General features: G+C 37.9%; 17 protein-coding genes and 2 pseudogenes. 11 read left to right on the plus strand and 8 right to left on the minus strand.

Annotation, left to right across the window (positions count from 1 at the left end):
- Nucleotides 1-566: 566 nt before the first annotated feature.
- The 7 genes from RG963_RS13550 (at nt 567) to RG963_RS13580 (ending at nt 6,389) form a co-directional block, all read left to right on the plus strand.
- On the plus strand, nt 567-1,259 hold the full coding sequence (locus RG963_RS13550) for a metal-dependent hydrolase (protein WP_310576814.1): 693 nt from the start codon (nt 567-569) through the stop codon (nt 1,257-1,259).
- A 351-nt stretch (nt 1,260-1,610) separates the two neighbouring features.
- A complete protein-coding gene (locus RG963_RS13555) occupies nt 1,611-1,925 on the plus strand; it encodes an ArsR/SmtB family transcription factor (RefSeq protein ID WP_310576815.1) in 315 nt (104 codons plus the stop codon).
- A gap of 455 nt (nt 1,926-2,380) precedes the next feature.
- Complete coding sequence (locus tag RG963_RS13560) at nt 2,381-3,352, plus strand: permease (RefSeq protein ID WP_310576816.1); 972 nt, start codon at nt 2,381-2,383, stop codon at nt 3,350-3,352.
- 84 nt (nt 3,353-3,436) lie between these two features.
- Nucleotides 3,437-3,670 carry a thioredoxin family protein gene (locus RG963_RS13565; RefSeq protein WP_310576817.1) on the plus strand — a complete coding sequence of 78 codons (234 nt, stop codon included), beginning with the start codon at nt 3,437-3,439 and terminating at the stop codon, nt 3,668-3,670.
- Between the two features lie 71 nt (nt 3,671-3,741).
- Nucleotides 3,742-4,125 carry a putative zinc-binding protein gene (locus tag RG963_RS13570; protein WP_310576818.1) on the plus strand — a complete coding sequence of 128 codons (384 nt, stop codon included), beginning with the start codon at nt 3,742-3,744 and terminating at the stop codon, nt 4,123-4,125.
- 85 nt (nt 4,126-4,210) lie between these two features.
- Entirely contained in the window at nt 4,211-4,534 is a 324-nt protein-coding gene (locus tag RG963_RS13575) for a DUF6951 family protein (RefSeq protein ID WP_310576819.1), read from the plus strand.
- A 724-nt stretch (nt 4,535-5,258) separates the two neighbouring features.
- Nucleotides 5,259-6,389 carry an acyltransferase family protein gene (locus tag RG963_RS13580; protein WP_310576820.1) on the plus strand — a complete coding sequence of 377 codons (1,131 nt, stop codon included), beginning with the start codon at nt 5,259-5,261 and terminating at the stop codon, nt 6,387-6,389.
- 73 nt (nt 6,390-6,462) lie between these two features.
- Here RG963_RS13580 and RG963_RS13585 read toward each other — a convergent pair whose 3' ends face one another.
- The 7 genes and pseudogenes from RG963_RS13585 to RG963_RS13615 form a co-directional block, all read right to left on the minus strand.
- The gene (locus RG963_RS13585; protein ID WP_310576821.1) at nt 6,463-7,233 is read right to left on the minus strand and encodes an arsenite methyltransferase; all 771 of its coding nucleotides are present in this window, start codon (nt 7,231-7,233) and stop codon (nt 6,463-6,465) included.
- Nucleotides 7,234-7,362: 129 nt separating this feature from the next.
- A complete protein-coding gene (locus RG963_RS13590; RefSeq protein WP_310576822.1) occupies nt 7,363-8,829 on the minus strand; it encodes a right-handed parallel beta-helix repeat-containing protein in 1,467 nt (488 codons plus the stop codon).
- A 268-nt stretch (nt 8,830-9,097) separates the two neighbouring features.
- The gene (locus RG963_RS13595; RefSeq protein WP_310576823.1) at nt 9,098-9,220 is read right to left on the minus strand and encodes a hypothetical protein; all 123 of its coding nucleotides are present in this window, start codon (nt 9,218-9,220) and stop codon (nt 9,098-9,100) included.
- Between the two features lie 71 nt (nt 9,221-9,291).
- Nucleotides 9,292-9,465, minus strand: coding sequence for a P-loop NTPase family protein (locus tag RG963_RS13600; RefSeq protein ID WP_310576824.1), 174 nt, complete (start codon nt 9,463-9,465; stop codon nt 9,292-9,294).
- A 212-nt stretch (nt 9,466-9,677) separates the two neighbouring features.
- Nucleotides 9,678-9,835 (minus strand): annotated as a pseudogene (locus RG963_RS13605) (IS5/IS1182 family transposase); the annotation flags it as partial.
- Nucleotides 9,831-10,184, minus strand: coding sequence for a TrmB family transcriptional regulator (locus RG963_RS13610; RefSeq protein WP_310576825.1), 354 nt, complete (start codon nt 10,182-10,184; stop codon nt 9,831-9,833). The pseudogene RG963_RS13605 and the gene RG963_RS13610, both read right to left, overlap by 5 nt.
- Nucleotides 10,185-10,214: 30 nt before the next feature.
- On the minus strand, nt 10,215-10,676 hold the full coding sequence (locus RG963_RS13615) for a MarR family winged helix-turn-helix transcriptional regulator (protein ID WP_310576826.1): 462 nt from the start codon (nt 10,674-10,676) through the stop codon (nt 10,215-10,217).
- A 745-nt stretch (nt 10,677-11,421) separates the two neighbouring features.
- On the opposite strand from RG963_RS13615, the gene RG963_RS13620 reads away from it, so the two are divergent.
- Nucleotides 11,422-11,694, plus strand: coding sequence for a DUF6803 family protein (locus tag RG963_RS13620; RefSeq protein WP_310576827.1), 273 nt, complete (start codon nt 11,422-11,424; stop codon nt 11,692-11,694).
- Nucleotides 11,695-12,204: 510 nt separating this feature from the next.
- On the opposite strand, the pseudogene RG963_RS13625 reads toward RG963_RS13620, so the two are convergent.
- Nucleotides 12,205-12,345: pseudogene (locus tag RG963_RS13625) on the minus strand (IS5/IS1182 family transposase); the annotation flags it as partial.
- A 390-nt stretch (nt 12,346-12,735) separates the two neighbouring features.
- Between RG963_RS13625 and RG963_RS13630 the strand changes: the two are divergent.
- The 3 genes from RG963_RS13630 (at nt 12,736) to RG963_RS13640 (ending at nt 17,455) form a co-directional block, all read left to right on the plus strand.
- Nucleotides 12,736-12,942: a DUF2795 domain-containing protein gene (locus RG963_RS13630; protein ID WP_310576828.1), complete on the plus strand. Its 207-nt coding sequence runs from the start codon at nt 12,736-12,738 to the stop codon at nt 12,940-12,942.
- A 1,272-nt stretch (nt 12,943-14,214) separates the two neighbouring features.
- On the plus strand, nt 14,215-15,768 hold the full coding sequence (locus tag RG963_RS13635) for an AAA family ATPase (RefSeq protein ID WP_310576829.1): 1,554 nt from the start codon (nt 14,215-14,217) through the stop codon (nt 15,766-15,768).
- Nucleotides 15,769-15,802: 34 nt separating this feature from the next.
- The gene (locus RG963_RS13640) at nt 15,803-17,455 is read left to right on the plus strand and encodes a vWA domain-containing protein (RefSeq protein WP_310576830.1); all 1,653 of its coding nucleotides are present in this window, start codon (nt 15,803-15,805) and stop codon (nt 17,453-17,455) included.
- Nucleotides 17,456-18,655 lie beyond the last annotated feature (1,200 nt).

The raw sequence follows: 18,655 nt of genomic DNA on the forward strand, positions 1-18,655 counted from the left end.
ATTTGAAATCTTCGTTTACTGGAATAAGCGGAGCTTTCATATTTTATCACCAGAGGAGGATTGTAAGTCCGCCTCAATAAAATTTACGATTTTATAAGACTTTAATTGGAATTTAAGTAAAAAATAAGATGTACTTTTTCTGGAGAAACCATTAATTGCCTTAATTCGTGGAAAAAAAGAAAACTACTCTTCAGTTTGATGGTGAGTTTAAGAGGACCCTATTTAAAGAGTATATATCATTTAAAAAACAGAATTTTCTCCCCCGAAGAGTGCCGGTTTCAGTTTTTTGCCCAAGATATCGTCGTTTCCGGCTGCCAGTCTGAACTCGATAGGACACAGGAATTTTGTTTTCGGGCATTTATCCACACAAATCGATAAAGGTAAGACATTTATGAATGTGGCCCTTAGTACGACTCTTCTTCATATGAGCCTTTGATACGACTTTCAATTAACGATAAAACTGGCCATCGACAATTATTAGCCGATCATTATAGAAAGTTACATTACGGATTGTTGCATTTTGACAAAAACAAGTGACAAAAAACAGGTGACTGCGAGACAAAGAAATGGCTGACGTAAAAATTACCTGGCTTGGGCATGCTGCTTTTTTGCTCGAAGCCGAAAAAAAAGTGTTAATTGACCCTTTTATTTCAGGAAACCCAATGGCTCCATTCAACCCTGAAGAACTGAACCCTGACATCATAGCCGTAACTCACGGACACCGCGACCACTTTGGAGATACGATAGAAATTGGAAAACGAACTGGATGTCGGATAATTTCCATTCATGAAGTTGCAAACTACATCAAATCAAAAGGAGTCTTTGCAGAAGGCATGAATAAGGGCGGTACAGTGCATGTGGAGGGCATAGCACTAACCATGACCGAGGCACTTCATTCCTCTTCGATTGAAGCATCAGGTTTCAGTTTCGACGGGGGCTGTCCGGCAGGCTTTATAATAGGCATTGGCGGGCATTCCATCTACCACGCCGGAGATACCGGAGTATTTGGGGATATGCAGCTTATTGGTGAACTCTATGAACCTGAACTGGCCCTTCTGCCCATAGGAGACAGGTTTACAATGGGGATAAAAGAAGCCTTAAAAGCTGTAGAACTCATCCGGCCCAAGATTGTAGTGCCTATGCACTACAGCACCTTCGATATTATAAAACAGGATCCTGAAGAGTTCAAAAGAGCCGTTGAGGCAAAAGTCGATACAAAAGTCATTATTATGAAACCCGGAGAATCTATAGAACTGTAAAATCATGGCATTAGAGAAAGAAAGGTATCCTCTTCAAATTCAATGGAGAATTTTCCAACTCGAAAACTATTCAACAAATTTACCACACAGTTATAAAGTTAAATGTGTCGTTTGAAGCTGTTTATTAAACTTAATTAAATTTTTAGTTTTTTAGCAAATACATGAAATTTACTTTTACCCATACAATTTGAAGAGGATACAAAGAAAGGAATAAAAGCCTTCGCTGAATAAAGAAAGACACTTACGATAGAAGGACCACCACAGCAATAACTTTTATCGCTCCCAACTAATTTTGCAAGAAGCAGGTCCAATTTTCAGCTTTAGAAAGGTATATATAGTTTCTCAAATTCAATGGTTATTGATATGATTGATGGAGAAAATATACAGCTTTTCAAGGCGCTAAGCGAAGATACCAGGTACAGGATCATCGGGGCTCTTCTTGAAGCCGAGAGCAAATGCGAAGAGAAAAGATGTGGTTACTGCAAAGGAGAGCTATGTGCATGTGAGATCCCGGAACTCATTGGCAAAACCCAGTCCAATACCTCAATGCATCTTGCAAAGTTGCTGGATTGGGGGATAATTAAAGTAAGAAAAGAAGGGAAGATGAGATTATATTCTATAAAAAACGAAAAAGTCAGGAAGGTTTTGAAAGTTGTTGAAGAGTAATTTTTACCACTAATACAATTAAAACTTCATAATTATCCTACCTGAAGGACATCCTCCTGCAAGGGAATAGATTTTTCTTGCCTGGCTTTTCTTCAGCAATAAATGCAATCTTCACTGTTTCAACTTACCAGTGATTTGCCGATGAAGATAGCTTTTTTCTTTTCCGTAAATAATTCATTTACGTATTTCTGCAACCTTTCCAGGAATGTTTTTTTCTAATTTACTTTATAGCTTTCTCGACTATTCAGAGAATTCGCGGGCTTATTTTCAGAAAAAATGTAAAAAACATTTTGACGCAGGCACAAAAACTTATCGAATTTAAAAAATTGGAAATTTCTGGCTTTATGGACAACTTAATATAGTAATAAATAATATCAATATATACTGATATGATTGAAAATTGAGATGCACGATACTAAAACGAAATAACAAATTTATAAAAGAAGGACTTCAAAATGGTTGACATATTCTATCCTCTTCAATGGATTGCTGACAAACTGACATATGAGGTGTTTGGGATTGCACCTGATACTAACCTTGGAGCAAGTGTCAATTTCATCATTTACGATGTGATGAAAATCTTCGTCCTTCTGGCCGTGATGATTTTTTTCATCTCCTACCTCAGAACCTATATCACCCCAGAAAAAACCCGAAAAGTGCTCGGAGGTAAAAAAGGATTGCAATATCATCTACTTGCCTCCCTGATAGGAACGATTACCCCTTTTTGTTCATGTTCATCTGTTCCAATCTTCATAGGGTTTGTTGAAGCCGGAGTTCCTTTAGGAGTAACTTTCTCCTTCCTTATTACCTCTCCTCTGGTAAACGAAGCCGCGGTTGCTGCACTGTGGGCCACTATTGGCCTAAAAGCAACTTTAATTTATGTGATCTCAGGCACTTTGCTTGGTGTGTTTGGTGGGTATTTTATAGGCCTCCTGAAAATGGAAAAATACGTAGCTGATTTCGTTTACAAGATAAAAGTGGGGGATCAGACTAAAAAGCTGGAAGATCTGAATATAAAAGAAAGGGCTACTATCTCCTATGAAAGCGTTAAGGATATAGTGGGAAAAGTCTGGATATATGTGATTATCGGAGTCACTCTGGGAGGAATCTTCCATGGCTATGCACCCGAAGGCATCCTGGCAAAATATGCAGGCAAGGACAATCCGTTTGCCGTCCCAATTGCAGTTCTTATAGGGGTGCCTCTTTACTCGAACGTAATGGCCATGATTCCTGTTATAGAAAGCCTAATCGGCAAAGGGCTTCCAATAGGGACTGCCCTTGCCTTTCTTATGGCCGTTAATGCAATTTCCCTTCCCGAAATAATAATCCTGAAAAAGGTGCTTAAAAACAGGCTTATAGGAGTCTTTGTTTTAATTATTACAGCATCTATCATTTTTACGGGATATCTATTCAACATTATTCTGTGAAACTGAAGTATTACTGAAGCTTGAAAAAGACAGAAAAAATATCCAAAGACCAAAAAATAAAAACCAAAATATGAGGTTGAAAACATGAAAATCGAAATTCTTGGAACTGGCTGTTCAAAATGTAAGAAAACAAAGGAAGTCATTGAAAAGATACTAAAGCAAGCTGGTGTTGAAGCCGAAGTTGTTAAAGTTGAGGATTTTGAAACGATCCTGAACTACGGTGTCATGGTCACTCCTGCGGTTGTTATTGACGGAGAAGTAAAGGTTGCAGGAAAAATTCCGGATGAAAAAGACATCAGAAAATGGATCACTAAATAAAAGAAAAGGAAAAATTACCACTTAAAGGACTAAAATAACCGAAAGTAGATTCAAGAAGGAGAGAAATAAATATGACAGAAAACGTAAAATGTGGATGTGGAACTGCAAACGTTGCAATCTTTCCATGTGCCGGGGCTTCAAACGTAGGACAGTTCTCAAACAAAATTGCAATAGAACTCGATAAAAAAGAAATCGGAAACATGATGTGCACCGTCGGGATCGGAGCGCGAGCTCCCGGACTCATGAAATCTGCTGAAGCTTCAGATAGGATAATTGCAATTGACGGCTGCCCGGTGAACTGTGCGCGCAAAACCCTTGAACTGGCAGGCTTTAAAATAGACCGTCACATTGTTATCTCCGAACTGGGAATCAAAAAAACAAAAGATAGAGACCTCAAAGACGCTGAAGTCGCAGAAGTTCTTGAAAAGACCCTTGAGACCCTGCAGTCCGAGTAATCTCGGACTCAACCAATCTTTACATTCTGACTTATACTTATTTACGGATAATCGTAAAACGTACATAACTAAAAAAGGTGATATCTTGACTGCTACACTTACTGTAAACTCCACTCTTTGTGGGTTTGTTCACAAAATCCGTGGAAGCAAAAAAGGAAACAAAATCATTGTTGATATCGAAACCCCATGTGAAAAGATAAAGAAATTCTCTCATATGGAAATTCCCACGATGGAAATCCTGGACATCAAGAATAACTACGTGATTGATAGGGCACAGGAAGCGAATTGCTCCTCGAATTGCCTTGTGCCCTGTGCAGTGCTCAACCTCTGCAGATTGGAGAGCGGATTCCTTGCAAAATCTCTGGCAAAAAAAGCAGGTAGCATCAGTATCGAATTCAATGAAGTCTGAAACTATCTTTTATAAGCTTGCTCTGTTTTGTACGCCTTGGTATACGCCGATAACGACGATATAAGCCGACAAGTAAGACAGGATGGCATACAGGAACACACAACCCTGATAAGGAATATCATGTGGACGAAAAGCACGATTGAAGACCTGAAAACTCATATATAGGCACCTTATAAACAGTTGCACACGAGAGCGAGTAGATCGAAAAACTAGATCGGAAAATGCATAAGCCGAACTGTCCACGTTCAACGTTTGATCTAGGAGAATAACAGGTCAAACATAAGCTGTTTCTGGAGAATACGGAAAATAAATATCGTGGTGAAAGTTGCTAGTGCTTCGATTCCAAAATAAATTCCTTATTTAATGAAAAATTCGTGAACGATGAATATACTCGAAAGTCAAGTTTTGTGAATCTACTTCGGAATCGCAGTACTAGTAGTGCCAAAGTTGTGTAAGCTAGACAAGCAATTATAAACATTATTATAACCCTAATTTGACAGATCCTGCTAATTAATACAGTATTTTCTTACAAAAAACACGTTGCATCGACACATTATATTTTTATAAAATGAAAATGTCAAAAATCAATAAACACAAGATATAAATTTGAATTGTATGTAGAAAACAGAAGCATGAAGCCCATTTATACATTAAAAAATGTATGCTTCTGTCAAATTAGGGTTATAATATAAACACTGGCAATTTATTGGGGTATGGGATTAATATGAGACTTCACTGGATTGATACTTTAAAAGGGATTGGAATTATGCTTGTGGTACTTGGACACCACAGCTTACCTACAGCGTTAGATACTTATATATTTTCTTTTCACATGCCACTCTTCTTTTTTATTTCCGGATTTATTTTTGATTTCGGGAAATACTCAAAATCAGGAGCTAATTTTGTAAAGGGAAAATTCAGGTCTCTTATTATACCTTACTTCTTTTTTGCATTGTTAACCTGCCTGTTTTACTGTTTACTGGATGCAGCATACCAGCCAATAGTTACAAATATTGAGTTTTGCGGAGCTAATGCCCTTTATAGGATTTACTCCATTCTTTATGCACTTGGTCCATTAATTTCTTATAACCCACCTCTTTGGTTCTTACCTTGCCTTTTCGTGACTGAACTTCTTTTTTATGGATTTGCGAAGAAATATTATACGGAACCAAGAAAACTTGTTTTCTGTCTTATTGCGATTGGAATTATAGGTTACCTTTATGCGATGTATGTACCCTTCAGGTTGCTCTGGAATGCTGATGTGGCCCTCACTGCCGTAGTTTTTTACGGAGCAGGTAACTTATTTAAGAAATTCACAGAATCAGGAATAAATTCTGAAGCTAATTCAATTTTGGAATCAGATTTAAAATTTGGTAAAGCTTTCTTCAGATGTAATAGTATCTTTACTGGAATCTTTATCCTTCTGAATTTCTTATATTTACGATATCTTTTAGAATTTTCAAAAACAGATATTATGAGTATGAATACACTGAAATATGGAAGTTTCCTTTCATTTTACCTTCTAGCTTTTTCAGGGACTTTTGCCTTTGTTTTTTCCTTTAAAAAAATTGGGAGTTCAAAGATACTGGAATTTTACGGGAGAAATAGCATTATTGTGCTCGCGCTCCATTTTCCTCTGAAAGATATCCTTACAAAACTAGCAGTTTTAACCTTCGGGCTTGATGTTCAGCATTTCTATTATAATGCTCCTTTCGCCCTTATATTAACAGGACTGAATCTTCTCCTTATGGTGCCCATTATCTATGTTATCAACAATTATTTCCCCTTTCTCCTGGGAAAAAAGAGATTTTCCGCTGGAGTTGGAGATCTTAGAACTCTTTTCACAAAATTGTAAATTAATGTATTAACCTACGATAGCTTTGTGCTTCAAGTGCTTAAGTCTAGGGTAAAAAAGCTAGAAAACGTTCTTACTTCCAGGCTTTAAGTTTTAAACTCTCGGCAGGCAGCTCACTATAATGCCTTTTGCTGATATCAAGATCTTCACTCAAAATTTCAACTGAAAATCCGGCTTCATTTAAAAGCCTGAGATACTCTTCTTTAAGCAAGGCACCTGCAAGGCAGCTTGTCAACAGGTCTTTGTTATTCTTTAAATGTCCAGGAAGCTCGGCCAGAAGAACCATATCCGAAATATACATTGCACCGCCTGATTTCAAAACCCTGAAGGCTTCCTTGAAAACCTTTTCTTTGTCTGGAGCAAGGTTAATTACGCAATTACTGATAATAACATCCACTGATCCGCTCTCAACCGGAAGAGCTTCGATATCCCCCAGACGAAACTCGACATTTGAATAACCATACTTCAGGGCATTGGCCTGTGCCTTTTCAATCATAGCCTGGGTCATATCAACTCCTATAACCTTCCCTGAGTTTCCTACCTGCTTTGCTGCAAGAAAACAATCAAATCCTGCACCTGAACCGAGGTCTAGGACATTGTAGCTTGGTTTTAATTCTGCAAAAGCTGTTGGGTTCCCACAGCCAAGGCCCAGATTCGCATCCGGAACAGCCTTGATGTCATTCTTAGAATAGCCAATAGATTTTGATAGATCTGTCGCACTTGAATCTCCGCAGCATCCACTAGAGCAACAAGAACCGCCTGCAATTGCAATTTTCCCGTATGTCTCTTTAATTGCTTCTTTTTTTTCATTTGCATCCACTGTTTTACCTTCTCTTTTACTCATTAGATTTTCACTCGCCTTTAATACTCCACTCTATTTTTCGAGCTGATCCCAAAACTTAAAATTGCTCCTCTGAATAATCAATCGAGTTTCTGATCATAGAAAATAGTTCTGAACCTTTAAGGTACACCGTTAACTGTACCTTCCTATGTTGATCTGGTGTCCACCTTCCCCGAGCTCTTTTGAAGAATCCGGTGATGTATATCCGGCCCCAATACAAGGAGAATTTGATTTCAGGTGATAATCATGTTTACTCTGGTTTACAAAGAGAGGGTTTACATAAAGGTCGGTGGTCGAGTTCGCATTTTTATAATTTCCACCCACATTATTATAAAGGCAATTATTTTCCAGCACAAAAGTATGTGTTGAAGGGAGATAATTGATTACTGCATATCCTGTCTCATTAGAGTCTTTTGGGCGTTTCTGGGTATCAACGATTATGTTGTTGCAGACAATCGTTTTGTATCCTGTACCTCGAGGTGAAAGATCAATAGAATTATCCAAGCCTGTAGAGGAAGGAGGATACATGTGGATAACGGCTGCATGATATATACCGTCAAATACATTATTCTCAATGATGGAATCAAATCCGCTGGTTACGATACCTCCTACCCAATCGATACTTGGGTTCGTACCGGTGCTGTAGAAGATATTGTGGTGAATATATACGTTCTGTGCCTCTTCCTTAGAGTAAGAATGACCATAACCTATCAGCCATATTCCGGGACCATAAGTATTATGGATGGTATTATTATACACTTCTATATCATTCATTACGCTTGTTGTTTTCTGAATCTGGATTCCAGGCCCTCCTGCACTCCAGTCATAAAAGGAATCGATCACATTATCATGGAATTTTATGTGGTTTGAGTTCCATATACGAAGCCCGCTGTTAGTCCTGCAGGTTATTGTGTTGTTCCAGGCCTCTACATTCTGGCAATCAATGGCATAAAGACCATCGTGTCCTAATTTATACACTTTATTATTGTAAAACTGAATATTGGAACTTTTCTCTACTCGTAATCCATCTCCGTGCCCGTCATGCATGTACATATCATGAACCTGAATGTCTTCGGAATTGAGGAAATAGATCATATTGTAGTATCCTTCCCCTCTTTTTTCGTCCTCGTTCTTATCATGATTTCCGTTAATTTCAAATCCTTTTATAGTGACTCCATAGATTCCTGCACTGTCCAGCTGCGTTATTAGGGGCTTACTGCTCGGCCAGTCTGCATTGTCTTCAAGTTCAATTACGGCTGTAGGATCTCCTTCAAGGACTGTATCGTTTCCGATGAAAATAGTATCAGAGATAACGTACGTATGTGGGCCTTTCAAATGAACGGTTGAAAACTGTGGATTTTCTGCAACCTCTGCAAGAGCTTGATTTATCTCTACCTGATCATCATTTCCATCACAGGTGAAGTTTCCACTTCCATCACCAGCTACATACACAGTCTTATTTGACGGTATAAGGGAAGAGTTGGACTGTATAATATGAAAAATATTTATTCCCAATGCAATCAAGAAAATGACAATTACAATGGAAACTCCTATTTTTTTCCTGTTTTGCCGTACGTACCTAAGATATTTTTCATTCATTTTATCCCTTACTTTTAATTATAACTCTCAATCTTAGAAACGATCTTGAGAATGAATAATTGATCAAATATAAAAAAATGAGCATATCCTTTGTACTTTAAAAATATTTCTGTATTTATACTCTTTTTAACCTACCTAATTTTTCTGCGTTTCTCTAAGTCCCTGCTAGATGAAACCAATCCAGATCTTCAGGCCTCCAGACTTTCTCAGTTATATTTCGAATTATGGATAACCGACACATCCGGGTTTAAGGAAAGGATATCTTTTCTCATTTCTCGGCATCGACATCAACTGCATGTGCAATGTCAACTTTGTTTAGGATTACAAGTTCCGCAGTCTTGAATATCATGGGATGCTTGAAGACAATATCGTTTACCTCTATCATGCTCACGCTTACATCCCTCAACGACTCTCCCAGATTGAAGTCCACAGTGCAGATAAAGTTGCCTACGTTTTCAATTATCAGGAGATAGGTATTTCAAGATAGGCATCAGTCGAAGTATTTTCCACCGGTTTTGCATCCATATAGCACTCTTTTCCCGTATTTACAGGAATTGTAGGTACTCCGAGTTTCCTGAAACGAGAAGCATCCATTTCTGCAATCGCGTCCCCTACAATAACAGCTATTTCGGTCATAGCTATTTTGTACTTGTCTTTGAGATGCCTTATCGTCTCCTCAACAAAGTGGTTTTCCCTTAACCGATTGCTCCCATAACATTGACTGAGAAAACCTGCTGCTCTTCAAGTTTCTTTTTGTTTTCTTCTTTCTCTCTTTCCAGTTGTCGTTTTTGTAGTGTACCGATGTCTGAAGAATTTACTTAAGTATATAGCCTCCCTCTTTATTTTTAATCATCATCTCTTCTTGAACCAAATATTTTCAAAAGATGTCTCAACATATTGTAAATTTCTTAAAATTGGAGTTTTTCCTTGGGAATATTAAAGGCATCAATCTTAATTCTCTTAAAAATGTAACGTAGTTTTCACAGGAATAGTATCTTCTATCAGCACTTTAGTTTCTGTATATTTCTTGGAGAAAAGCTATTACTTGCCGGGCTCAGAGCGTTTATTTCATTCACAGTCTCGTTCAAAGAAAGCATAAAATCAGCCTTTATCCTGAAAATAAGCTCTTCCGGCTGAACACAGCAAAAAATAGTTGGTTCGCCTTCAATTATTCGCACATACCCCTTTTTCTCCATCCCTCTGAGGGTTCCGTAGATTTTGGCTCTCGGAACTCCGGCATTTTCAGCAATCTCACTGGCTCTCGCCTGCTTAAGGTAGACAAGCGCTGAGTATATCTTGGCTTCATTGCCGGTAAAACCCAATTTCTGAAGGTTTTGTATAAGCTTAAGAGTCATTTCAACTTCCTCCCGTCACTCCCATATTTTTTATATAAATTTAGTCTGTCGAGCTGCAGTCTTTCTTAAAATTCTCACCATTATCTCGAGGCTCTGTACATAATCCTCGACATCTTTCTCATCTACAAACTCAAAGAGTTCATCGGTGATTTCATTCGTATAATTGTAACAGTCTAACCCCTTATCTGTCAGGGAAACAAGTACTTTCCTTCTGTCTTCAGGATCAGTTTTCCGAAACACCATTCCTTTTTTCTCCAGATCATCAACCATCCGTGTGAGGCTACTTTTTTCCATCCCTGTGTACTTCCCTATAGTTGAGGGCATGATTTCACCTTCCATGCCTATGATCTTGATTACCATGGGCTGATTCTTGCTCAGATTCTTAAATTTGCTAATAATTTTCTTCTGAAAAGTCTGTTCAAAAATCAAGTTATCAAGAGCATCTCTTTCCATCATCAGAAGAATTATCTTCTTCAGCGTTGCTTCATCCATCTTTGTTCACTATCCTCTTTTATGCCGGATTTTGCCGGATCAGGGCCTGTTTTCAAGGTCAATAATTTTTGGAAAAATATGAATTATGACATAATATTGATTTTTCAATAATATGTAATTGTATAATTGATTTATCAACCATTGATAAATCAACAATATGATTCTACTTAAATTTTGCTGTGTGAATTTACACGAAAATTAACAATGTATAGAAAACTTAGAGTTTTAATTTCTGTCAAATACCCCGCAGCCTCTCCGGTGATGAAAACTTCACTTTATCCGTCGTTAATTGAAGCTTTGCCAAAATCAACAAAAGGACGTTAAAAACAAAAACTGGCTTGTAAATACCCATTTGTCCAAAAAAAATCATGTTTACTGCCTTTAAAATTGCCCTCTGGCAAAAACCGTTCTCATTGGAGCAAATTGAGCTTTTTATCAAAATTCAGACTAATAGGGTTTTTGTAAGTTCTTTAATAGCCTGGATTTCCGTACACGGGTTGTTTTATTCATATCGCTTTTGTCTAATTACTGAAAAAGGTGAAATTATAATTTTCATTTCAGAAGACATGTACTTGATAGGCATTAATAATAAGCCTAGAAAAACGATAAGAGATACCCCGTTAAAGATCGAAAAATTAAAAGATTATTACGCCTTCTAAATCCATAAAAAGCACGAATCAAGCAATTTTTGCCTCAATACTAGGACTTATCTCATTTTATATGTCTTTTTTATAGGTAAACCAGTATGAAAAAGAGAGTAATCTTCACTATTTCACTTCTAGTTTCAATATTATTAGCATTCTTTCTAATCTCCGGGTGTATTGCAGATACAGCGATAAAGAAAGACCTGAAGTCAGATATCTTTCTCTTCGGAATCACACTTCTTGAACTGGGTATGATCTCAAAGAATACAGAAAAAGATGCAAAGATGAAGTTGCATTTCTTATTACTGGTCGGATTCCTTATCGTCGCCCACATCGCGATGATTTTCGGCATGCTAAACATTTTAATTCCCTAAATCCCGAAGATACTTAAGCCAGAGAAAAATGGGTAGTGAAGATTTATTCAGGCAGATTTTACCTCAAAAATAGATCCAAGTATTTAGCAGGCATTATTATAAATTGTCTAACAAAAGAGCTGTAAAACAGGTGAAGTGAATTAAATAGTGAATTAAAGAGGTATAATCATGAATGCAAGAAAGTTAAAGCATCGGACATCGACTCATCCCTGGGTTTCGCATGCCATAGAATCATTCTTTTCCCGTTATTGTTGTTGAGATAGCTCATTTAGCTAAACCTCCTTTTTCCTTTTTCTTATGGATTTTATTGCTGTCAATATATTTTTCAAGTTTTTCAAAGAAAATATGTCGTAATGGCAAAAACGAAATAAGTTTGAAGTTTTTATTAATATTATTCTGCAAATTAATAACACTTATTTTCCTGATATTTAAGCAAAAATTTAAATTTTATAATAGCTGTTTTTGCAAAAATCAAATTGAGACTAAAGAATTAAAGAATTGATTAAAAGCCTATCCGAAAAGTCCTGCTGCTCTGAATGTAGTCCATAAGCATGCGAAATGTAGTATAGCAATGTAATTCTCAATCTTCTTTTCCCATCTAATAAGCAATCTTCTGAATCTATTCAGCCAAGAATATGTCCTTTCTATAACCTACCTTCTTACCCTATTCTTTTTTGTTACTACTACAAGTATCATAAATTGCAGTTATTCTACTTTTCGGATAGGCTCTAAGTTCTCAATGTTAATAAAAATAAAGAATTACTAGATCTGGTGATCATCTTCTAACAAACTTTTTGGTTGAATTCTTTTTTATATAATCTTTTACATAATACTCGGTGGGGAGGAACAACTGAATTTGAGAAATTAGTGGATACCTGAATCTGGGGATGAACTCATTAATTAGCTCAAGCCAGATTGAGGAGTCTACATAAGGTATATGGTGAGGTCGTGTAGGTTCATGAGCTTCCTGGAGTAAACCAAAACCTTATGTCAGCAAAGAATTCCACGGCAAATAAAACAAAAATATGGGGGAAATATTAAATGCAACAACCAAGTTCTACTGAAAATGTGCAGAACGTTTGTGGAAATATGAAATTTCCTGCAACGAAGAAACAAATTCTAGAAGAAGCTAGAAAAAGCAACATGAGCAGTGATGTAATAAATGCTCTTGAGAGTTGTCCAGACAGGCAATACAACAGCTGTGACGATGTAATGCAGCAATGCAAAGGCAAAATGATGAATCGGTAAAGCAAAATAATACCTGGACCCCAAGAGACAATTTATCAAGAGAAATTCAAGCCAGATTGAAAAGTCTATTGGCTCATTCCAAAACCAATTTTATTTCATATCAATAAGAGTTTCAGAATTACCCTGTTGTCGGAAGCTCTATTGGCCATTCGGAATGAGCCCATTTTAAACTGTTTCTTCTGTTTTTCTCAATAAACGAGAAACATTGCTATTAACACTAACATGTTAAATATTTTGTTTAATCTTTATACATTAAGATTATTCATCTTGATCTCATTATTTTCTTTAAGGACACTTTTCCACTGCTGATCCTTTATTATAATATCCTGTATGAAGCCTTTCAGATCTCTCCTCTTTTTTGCTTCTCTAGCCTAGATAAATAATGAATAAACGGCTGTTCTCCCCTTCTCTCAAAAACCGTAAAATACACATCATTCAATTTTTCGTAATACAGGCGGGCTAAAGACAAAAATATAATTATAAAATTTAACTAATAAAACATTGAAAAATTGAAAGAAATAATACAAATTGATTTAGGACTAACATAGTTAACTAGAACTAAGAGCCTATCCGAAAAGTCCTGCTGCTCTGAATGTAATCCATAAGCATGCGAAATGTAGCATCTCAGCATGGATTACAAAGAAAAAAGGGTTTCTATCCAGCATTGTTATTAAAGACATTATATCCAGGTCTTTTGAAACGGTCTTATGTGGTAATCTATAGTGTTCTCGGGAATGCTTACTGTCAAAATAATTAATAATCTTTTCATCCTCATTTTTAATGGTAAAGATGGTTATGTCTTTATACAGCGAAGAATCTTGAAGATGAAAATAAAATTCGTTTTTTGGAGTCATTATTTGTCCTAAGGTCAAGCTTTTATGATTTGTTCAAATACATAATCATTCACTTAAACCACTCTTATTTTACCTGACATTAGTTTGGGGAGGAGTATATCTCTTAGCCTTGATAACAATGTAATCTGTTTATATTTCTCAGTGATTATTTCAAAATTGAATTCCACATTCTCACTGAACTTAATTCAAACTTCGTCTCAGGAGATAATAACCAGTCTATTTAGGCAAGTTTCCGAAAGGAACTCATAGTCAGGTATACACATCCTTTAACCAGTTTTAAACGAAAAAAGAACCGGCGACTGAATGAAGTCCCGGACTGCGCATCAAGATAATAGAAGATTGGAGATTCTCCGAGAAAAACATAATTGGAAGATTTAAAATAGAATCAAAATAGAATCAGGCTAAACGCCTTAGATAAATGCCCGCAAAATTTAGTTTCTATCAAATCCTACGACTCGGAGGCCTGTCCCTGAAAGAAACACTTCTTGAGATCAAAGCTGCATTTATGGACTATTTTAAAGAGCGAGAAGCTGAAATCAACGGCTCTCTCCTTGCTGTATTGTCCGGGGAAAACCTCCTTTTTCTCGGGCCTCCAGGAACGGCGAAAACTGAGCTTGCGAAAAGTATCTGTCAGTCCATTGAAGGCGGAAATTTTTTCAATTATCTCCTGACAAGCTTCTCAACCCCTGAAGAGATCTTTGGGCCGCTTTCATTAAAAGCCCTGGAAGAAGACGAGTTCCGTCGAAAAATAGACGGCTGCCTCCCGACTGCTCATATTGCTTTACTGGACGAGATTTTTAAAGCAAGTAGCGCAATCCTGAACAGCCTCCTGACAATCCTGAATGAGCATAAATACCATAACGGGAGAGAGATTGTAGACGTACCTCTGCTCTCGGTTTTTGGAGCATCCAATGAGTTCCCGGACGAAAACGAGAGCCTTGAAGCCCTTTATGACCGTTTTCTGTTCAAGTACAGGCTCGCCTATATCCAGGACGAAGAGAACTTCAGAAATCTCCTTTTCAGGAGCCCTGAAGATTTCGAACCTGTTGTAAGTATCCCGGTGTATGCAATATACGGACTTCGGGAAAGTGCAAAGCACCTTCCTGTTGACCCTGATGTTGAAGTAATCATTACTGAACTTCGAAAGAGCCTTCAACTGCATGAAATTGAAATTTCGGACAGGCGCTGGAAAAAAGTTATCCAGGTTCTCAAGGTTGCAGCCTGTAGCAGCGGATGCCAGGCAGTGGACAGAACAATGGTGCTTCTGCTTCAGCACATGCTCTGGAACCTGCCCGAAGAGAGAGAATTCATAAGGAAAACTGTCTTTGAGCTCGCAGTATCAGGCGGCATCAGTACGGAAAAACTGTGCCCGGAAGCCGAAGACCTGCAGGCTGCAATCAGTATTGCCCTGAAAAATGAACTTCCTGTAAAAGTTGCCTGTGATAGTTGCGGAGAAGAATTCCTGTTGAGACAGGAAATAGAAGCTCACCATGTTTCCCACCCGAACCACAGCTATACTTTAAGAATGGAAGGTTCCTCAAAGATCTATCCCTACGAGAACCTTGTCAGGGAAATTGATTCCCTTCATGAAGCGGTAGGAAAAACAAATACACTGTCCCTGCCTCAGAAAGAAGTTTTTGAAAAAGAATTTGAAGCCCTGACAGACAGAGTCAAACGCGTAAAATACAGGCTTGAAGAAGAAAGGGGACTTCTCAAAAACCTGGTGGAGACAAATATCTGGCTCTCAACTCTTGACAGAAACGAAGCTCTCCTTCTTCACGACATCAGAAGTATCGAGTTATCAGAGTTGGATGACCTTCTATCGAAAGGCCAGTCAATGCTTGGATTGCAGAGCAGGCAAGTCCAGCCCGGACCGCAACCTGCAAAAGAAGAAACAATTCCTGTGCCCGATTCAGGCAGCAGTGTCAATAGTTTTATGAAAGGGATCGGGTCCAGATTAAAGCTCAGATGAATAACTCAAGCCCGCAACTTTATGAGGTTTTGATATGGAAGGCTCCGAAGGTTTCTTGAATAATCCAGACTCTTCCTTATCTGAAGCTTACTCCTTATTTTCAAAAAATAAAATCTTGCGTGATTCTCTTATTCTCCAGAAACAGGCTGCTTCTATACTGGAAAGGGATCTCAGGAGCACAATAGCTTTTCCTCGAACCATTCCCCGTCCTATGCGAGAAAAAATAGCCGAGATCATTACCCTTGAAATCCTGTTTGGGCAACCTTACGAGATAAAGGACTCTGAAAGGTTTATCGAGATTTTCGGAGCTTTTTATCCGATTTTCCTTACCCTGAGAAATTCAAAACCCTGGCCCAGGTTGCGGAAAATTGCAAAAAAAAGTAGGGGAGCCGGAATTGCAGGCTTGAAAATTCTCCTTCCTCTAATTTATGAGATACTGGAACGCCTTTCAGGCCCCTCAACAGGCGTTTCAGGCGCAGAATATCTTAAGGAACTCGATGCCGGGATGGAGGATATCCTGAGGCAGTTTGAAAGACTCCTGAAGGAAACCTTCCTTGTGTGGGGAAATAGCATATCAGGGGAGTTTTCAGGCAGGAATGTTCAGGGAATAAGGAATTCCGAAAATCCTGTCCTTCAGGAAGCTGTCCTTAATTTCATGCAGAAGGACGGCTACCAGGTATTTCTGGAAAGATTAATGGAAGGGCTGTATCGGAAAATAAGCGAATTCATTTCGGAAATGGAAGAAAATCTGGATCTTTTCGATACTCTCGCCCTCCTATTCCCCCAACGCAACTGGAGCTATTCTGTAAAAGAGCTTAAAAAAGAGCCTTTCTACCTGCAACTTAAAATGCTGAAAAGTTATTCGACCTTTTTTGAAAAAAGCCCTGACCTTAGGAGAATCATAGATTTCATAGGCAGACGGGAGTTTGACCCACCCTCTGACCGCATACATCTCTCTCCTTTCGGAAAAAACAGAATTCAGACCGTGCGTTTTTCAGATTCTATCAATAATCTGCTTCCTATGGAGGCCGCGAAGCTTCTGAACCCATCCCTGAAGCGGAAATTTTATGCGGATATGCTTGAGGGAAAACTCCTGAGCTACCAGCTACTCGGAAAGCATTACACAGGCCCTCCCCGCATAAAGCCCAGAGGCCCGATGATTGTGCTTGTGGATACGTCAGGGTCCATGCACGGAGCTCCTCAGACCCTGGCCAAGTCGGCGGTGCTGGCTATGGCAAAAAGGATGCTTTCCCAGCAAAGGGATATGAAAGTTATCCTTTTTGCCTCTACCAGCCAGCACCTGGAAATAGAGCTAAGCAGCAGGAAAAAAATGTCCGAGAAGTTTCTGAATTTCCTTCTCTATACTTTCGGTGGGGGAACGGATTTCAATACCGCACTTTCCTCAGGCCTCAAATCTCTTAAGGAAAAGGACTTTCAGGGTGCAGACCTGCTCTTTATAACAGACGGCAAGTCCGAAGTCTCTGACGAACTGGTACTGGCCCGCTGGGAAGAAGCAAAAAAGAAGTATAATGCAAAAGTTTATTCGCTTATTGTAGGCGGCAATGGAGCAGGCGGGCTGTCTGGAATCTCGGATTATACCTATTTTGTGGAAATGGAGCTGGATTCCGAAGGTACTGGTGGGATTGTTAGGCTTATGGAGTTTTCACAGAATGATAAATCCGTATAAGAATGGGTATGTTGAATTGAGTACTTTTATTATATAACACATAAATATATAAATAAATATATAAATATATAAATAAATAAATAAATAAATAAATAAATAAATAAATACATATATTCTTATAATTCTGAATGGCAGGGATTCAGAATAATACTAAATAATTTAGGCAGTTTTGCGAATTTCCACTCAATTTGAAGAGGATACTCTATGTGAAAACTCTTATACTTATGAAAACTCTTATATTTTTCTAAATTAGTAACTATAAGGTATAAGTAAATATCAGGTTTTACCATGAGCTTCGCAAATATATTTAAAGAAATCCTGGTACAACCCTCAGACTTCTTCAAGCGAGTATCTTCAGAAAAATATTTTTCTCGATCCTGTAATTTTTGCTCTCATATGCAGCCTGATTGGAACAATACTGATGAGAGGAAAGGTCACCTAGAGAGCTCTTCCTGTCTTCTTTGCTGGATTCTTTTTTGTCTTTATCATGCGTCTTTTTATTGACAGTGCGATTTTACATGGATTATTTAAGAGATGTTTGGAGGAGAAGCTGTCTACTAGAAATCACTCCAGATTCTATCATACTCATACACAGTATATCTGTTTGTTACTATTCCTGTCCTGGCGACCGAATTCGAAATCGTCCCCGTGATTTTAGCTTGGTATTCACATTGTACGGTGTATACCTGATAACCAGAGGAGGCCAGCTAATTCATAACCTGAACTTTGGAAAATCAGCTTTTGCTGCAATCCTATGGAGTCCTGGTACCTTGCCACTTCTTTTATTCTGATTACTTTACTGGGAATCCCTTTGTAATGTAAAGAATCTCTTTACAATTTTTCTTCTCAACTTTCCCTATATATTTGCCTCACCTGCGGACTCTGACTTTACCCGTTTCAATCTTCGATATAACCTAAGTTTGACAGTATCCACTAATTAATATTGAAAATCTATCCATTGGTCATCGGTTAAGGAATTTTCTTGCCTGAAGGCTATCGATTTTAGATCAGAAATTGGCCTCAAATTTTAGCCTCTTTACCTAAAATCGGTACCCTACTCCAGTTCAATGTCTGTCTGAATTTTGGGCATATGTCAAGAGAATGAATACAATTTATCATGATTCCTCCCTTAACCGAAGACGCATGAAAATCTATCTTATTTTTAGCTTAATTTATTTGACAAAAATTCATGAATACATA

This window comes from Methanosarcina baikalica, assembly GCF_031461075.1.
GTDB lineage: Archaea > Halobacteriota > Methanosarcinia > Methanosarcinales > Methanosarcinaceae > Methanosarcina > Methanosarcina baikalica.

Excerpts from the sequence above, each read along its gene's own strand:
- RG963_RS13550 (WP_310576814.1), top strand. The coding sequence starts at position 567 with ATGGCTGACGTAAAAATTACCTGGCTTGGGCATGCTGCTTTTTTGCTC.
- RG963_RS13555 (WP_310576815.1), top strand. The coding sequence starts at position 1,611 with ATGGTTATTGATATGATTGATGGAGAAAATATACAGCTTTTCAAGGCG.
- RG963_RS13560 (WP_310576816.1), top strand. The coding sequence starts at position 2,381 with ATGGTTGACATATTCTATCCTCTTCAATGGATTGCTGACAAACTGACA.
- RG963_RS13565 (WP_310576817.1), top strand. The coding sequence starts at position 3,437 with ATGAAAATCGAAATTCTTGGAACTGGCTGTTCAAAATGTAAGAAAACA.
- RG963_RS13570 (WP_310576818.1), top strand. The coding sequence starts at position 3,742 with ATGACAGAAAACGTAAAATGTGGATGTGGAACTGCAAACGTTGCAATC.
- RG963_RS13580 (WP_310576820.1), top strand. The coding sequence starts at position 5,259 with ATGAGACTTCACTGGATTGATACTTTAAAAGGGATTGGAATTATGCTT.
- RG963_RS13585 (WP_310576821.1), bottom strand. The coding sequence starts at position 7,233 with ATGAGTAAAAGAGAAGGTAAAACAGTGGATGCAAATGAAAAAAAAGAA.
- RG963_RS13590 (WP_310576822.1), bottom strand. The coding sequence starts at position 8,829 with ATGAATGAAAAATATCTTAGGTACGTACGGCAAAACAGGAAAAAAATA.
- RG963_RS13600 (WP_310576824.1), bottom strand. The coding sequence starts at position 9,465 with ATGACCGAAATAGCTGTTATTGTAGGGGACGCGATTGCAGAAATGGAT.
- RG963_RS13610 (WP_310576825.1), bottom strand. The coding sequence starts at position 10,184 with ATGACTCTTAAGCTTATACAAAACCTTCAGAAATTGGGTTTTACCGGC.
- RG963_RS13615 (WP_310576826.1), bottom strand. The coding sequence starts at position 10,676 with ATGGATGAAGCAACGCTGAAGAAGATAATTCTTCTGATGATGGAAAGA.
- RG963_RS13620 (WP_310576827.1), top strand. The coding sequence starts at position 11,422 with ATGAAAAAGAGAGTAATCTTCACTATTTCACTTCTAGTTTCAATATTA.
- RG963_RS13630 (WP_310576828.1), top strand. The coding sequence starts at position 12,736 with ATGCAACAACCAAGTTCTACTGAAAATGTGCAGAACGTTTGTGGAAAT.
- RG963_RS13635 (WP_310576829.1), top strand. The coding sequence starts at position 14,215 with ATGCCCGCAAAATTTAGTTTCTATCAAATCCTACGACTCGGAGGCCTG.
- RG963_RS13640 (WP_310576830.1), top strand. The coding sequence starts at position 15,803 with ATGGAAGGCTCCGAAGGTTTCTTGAATAATCCAGACTCTTCCTTATCT.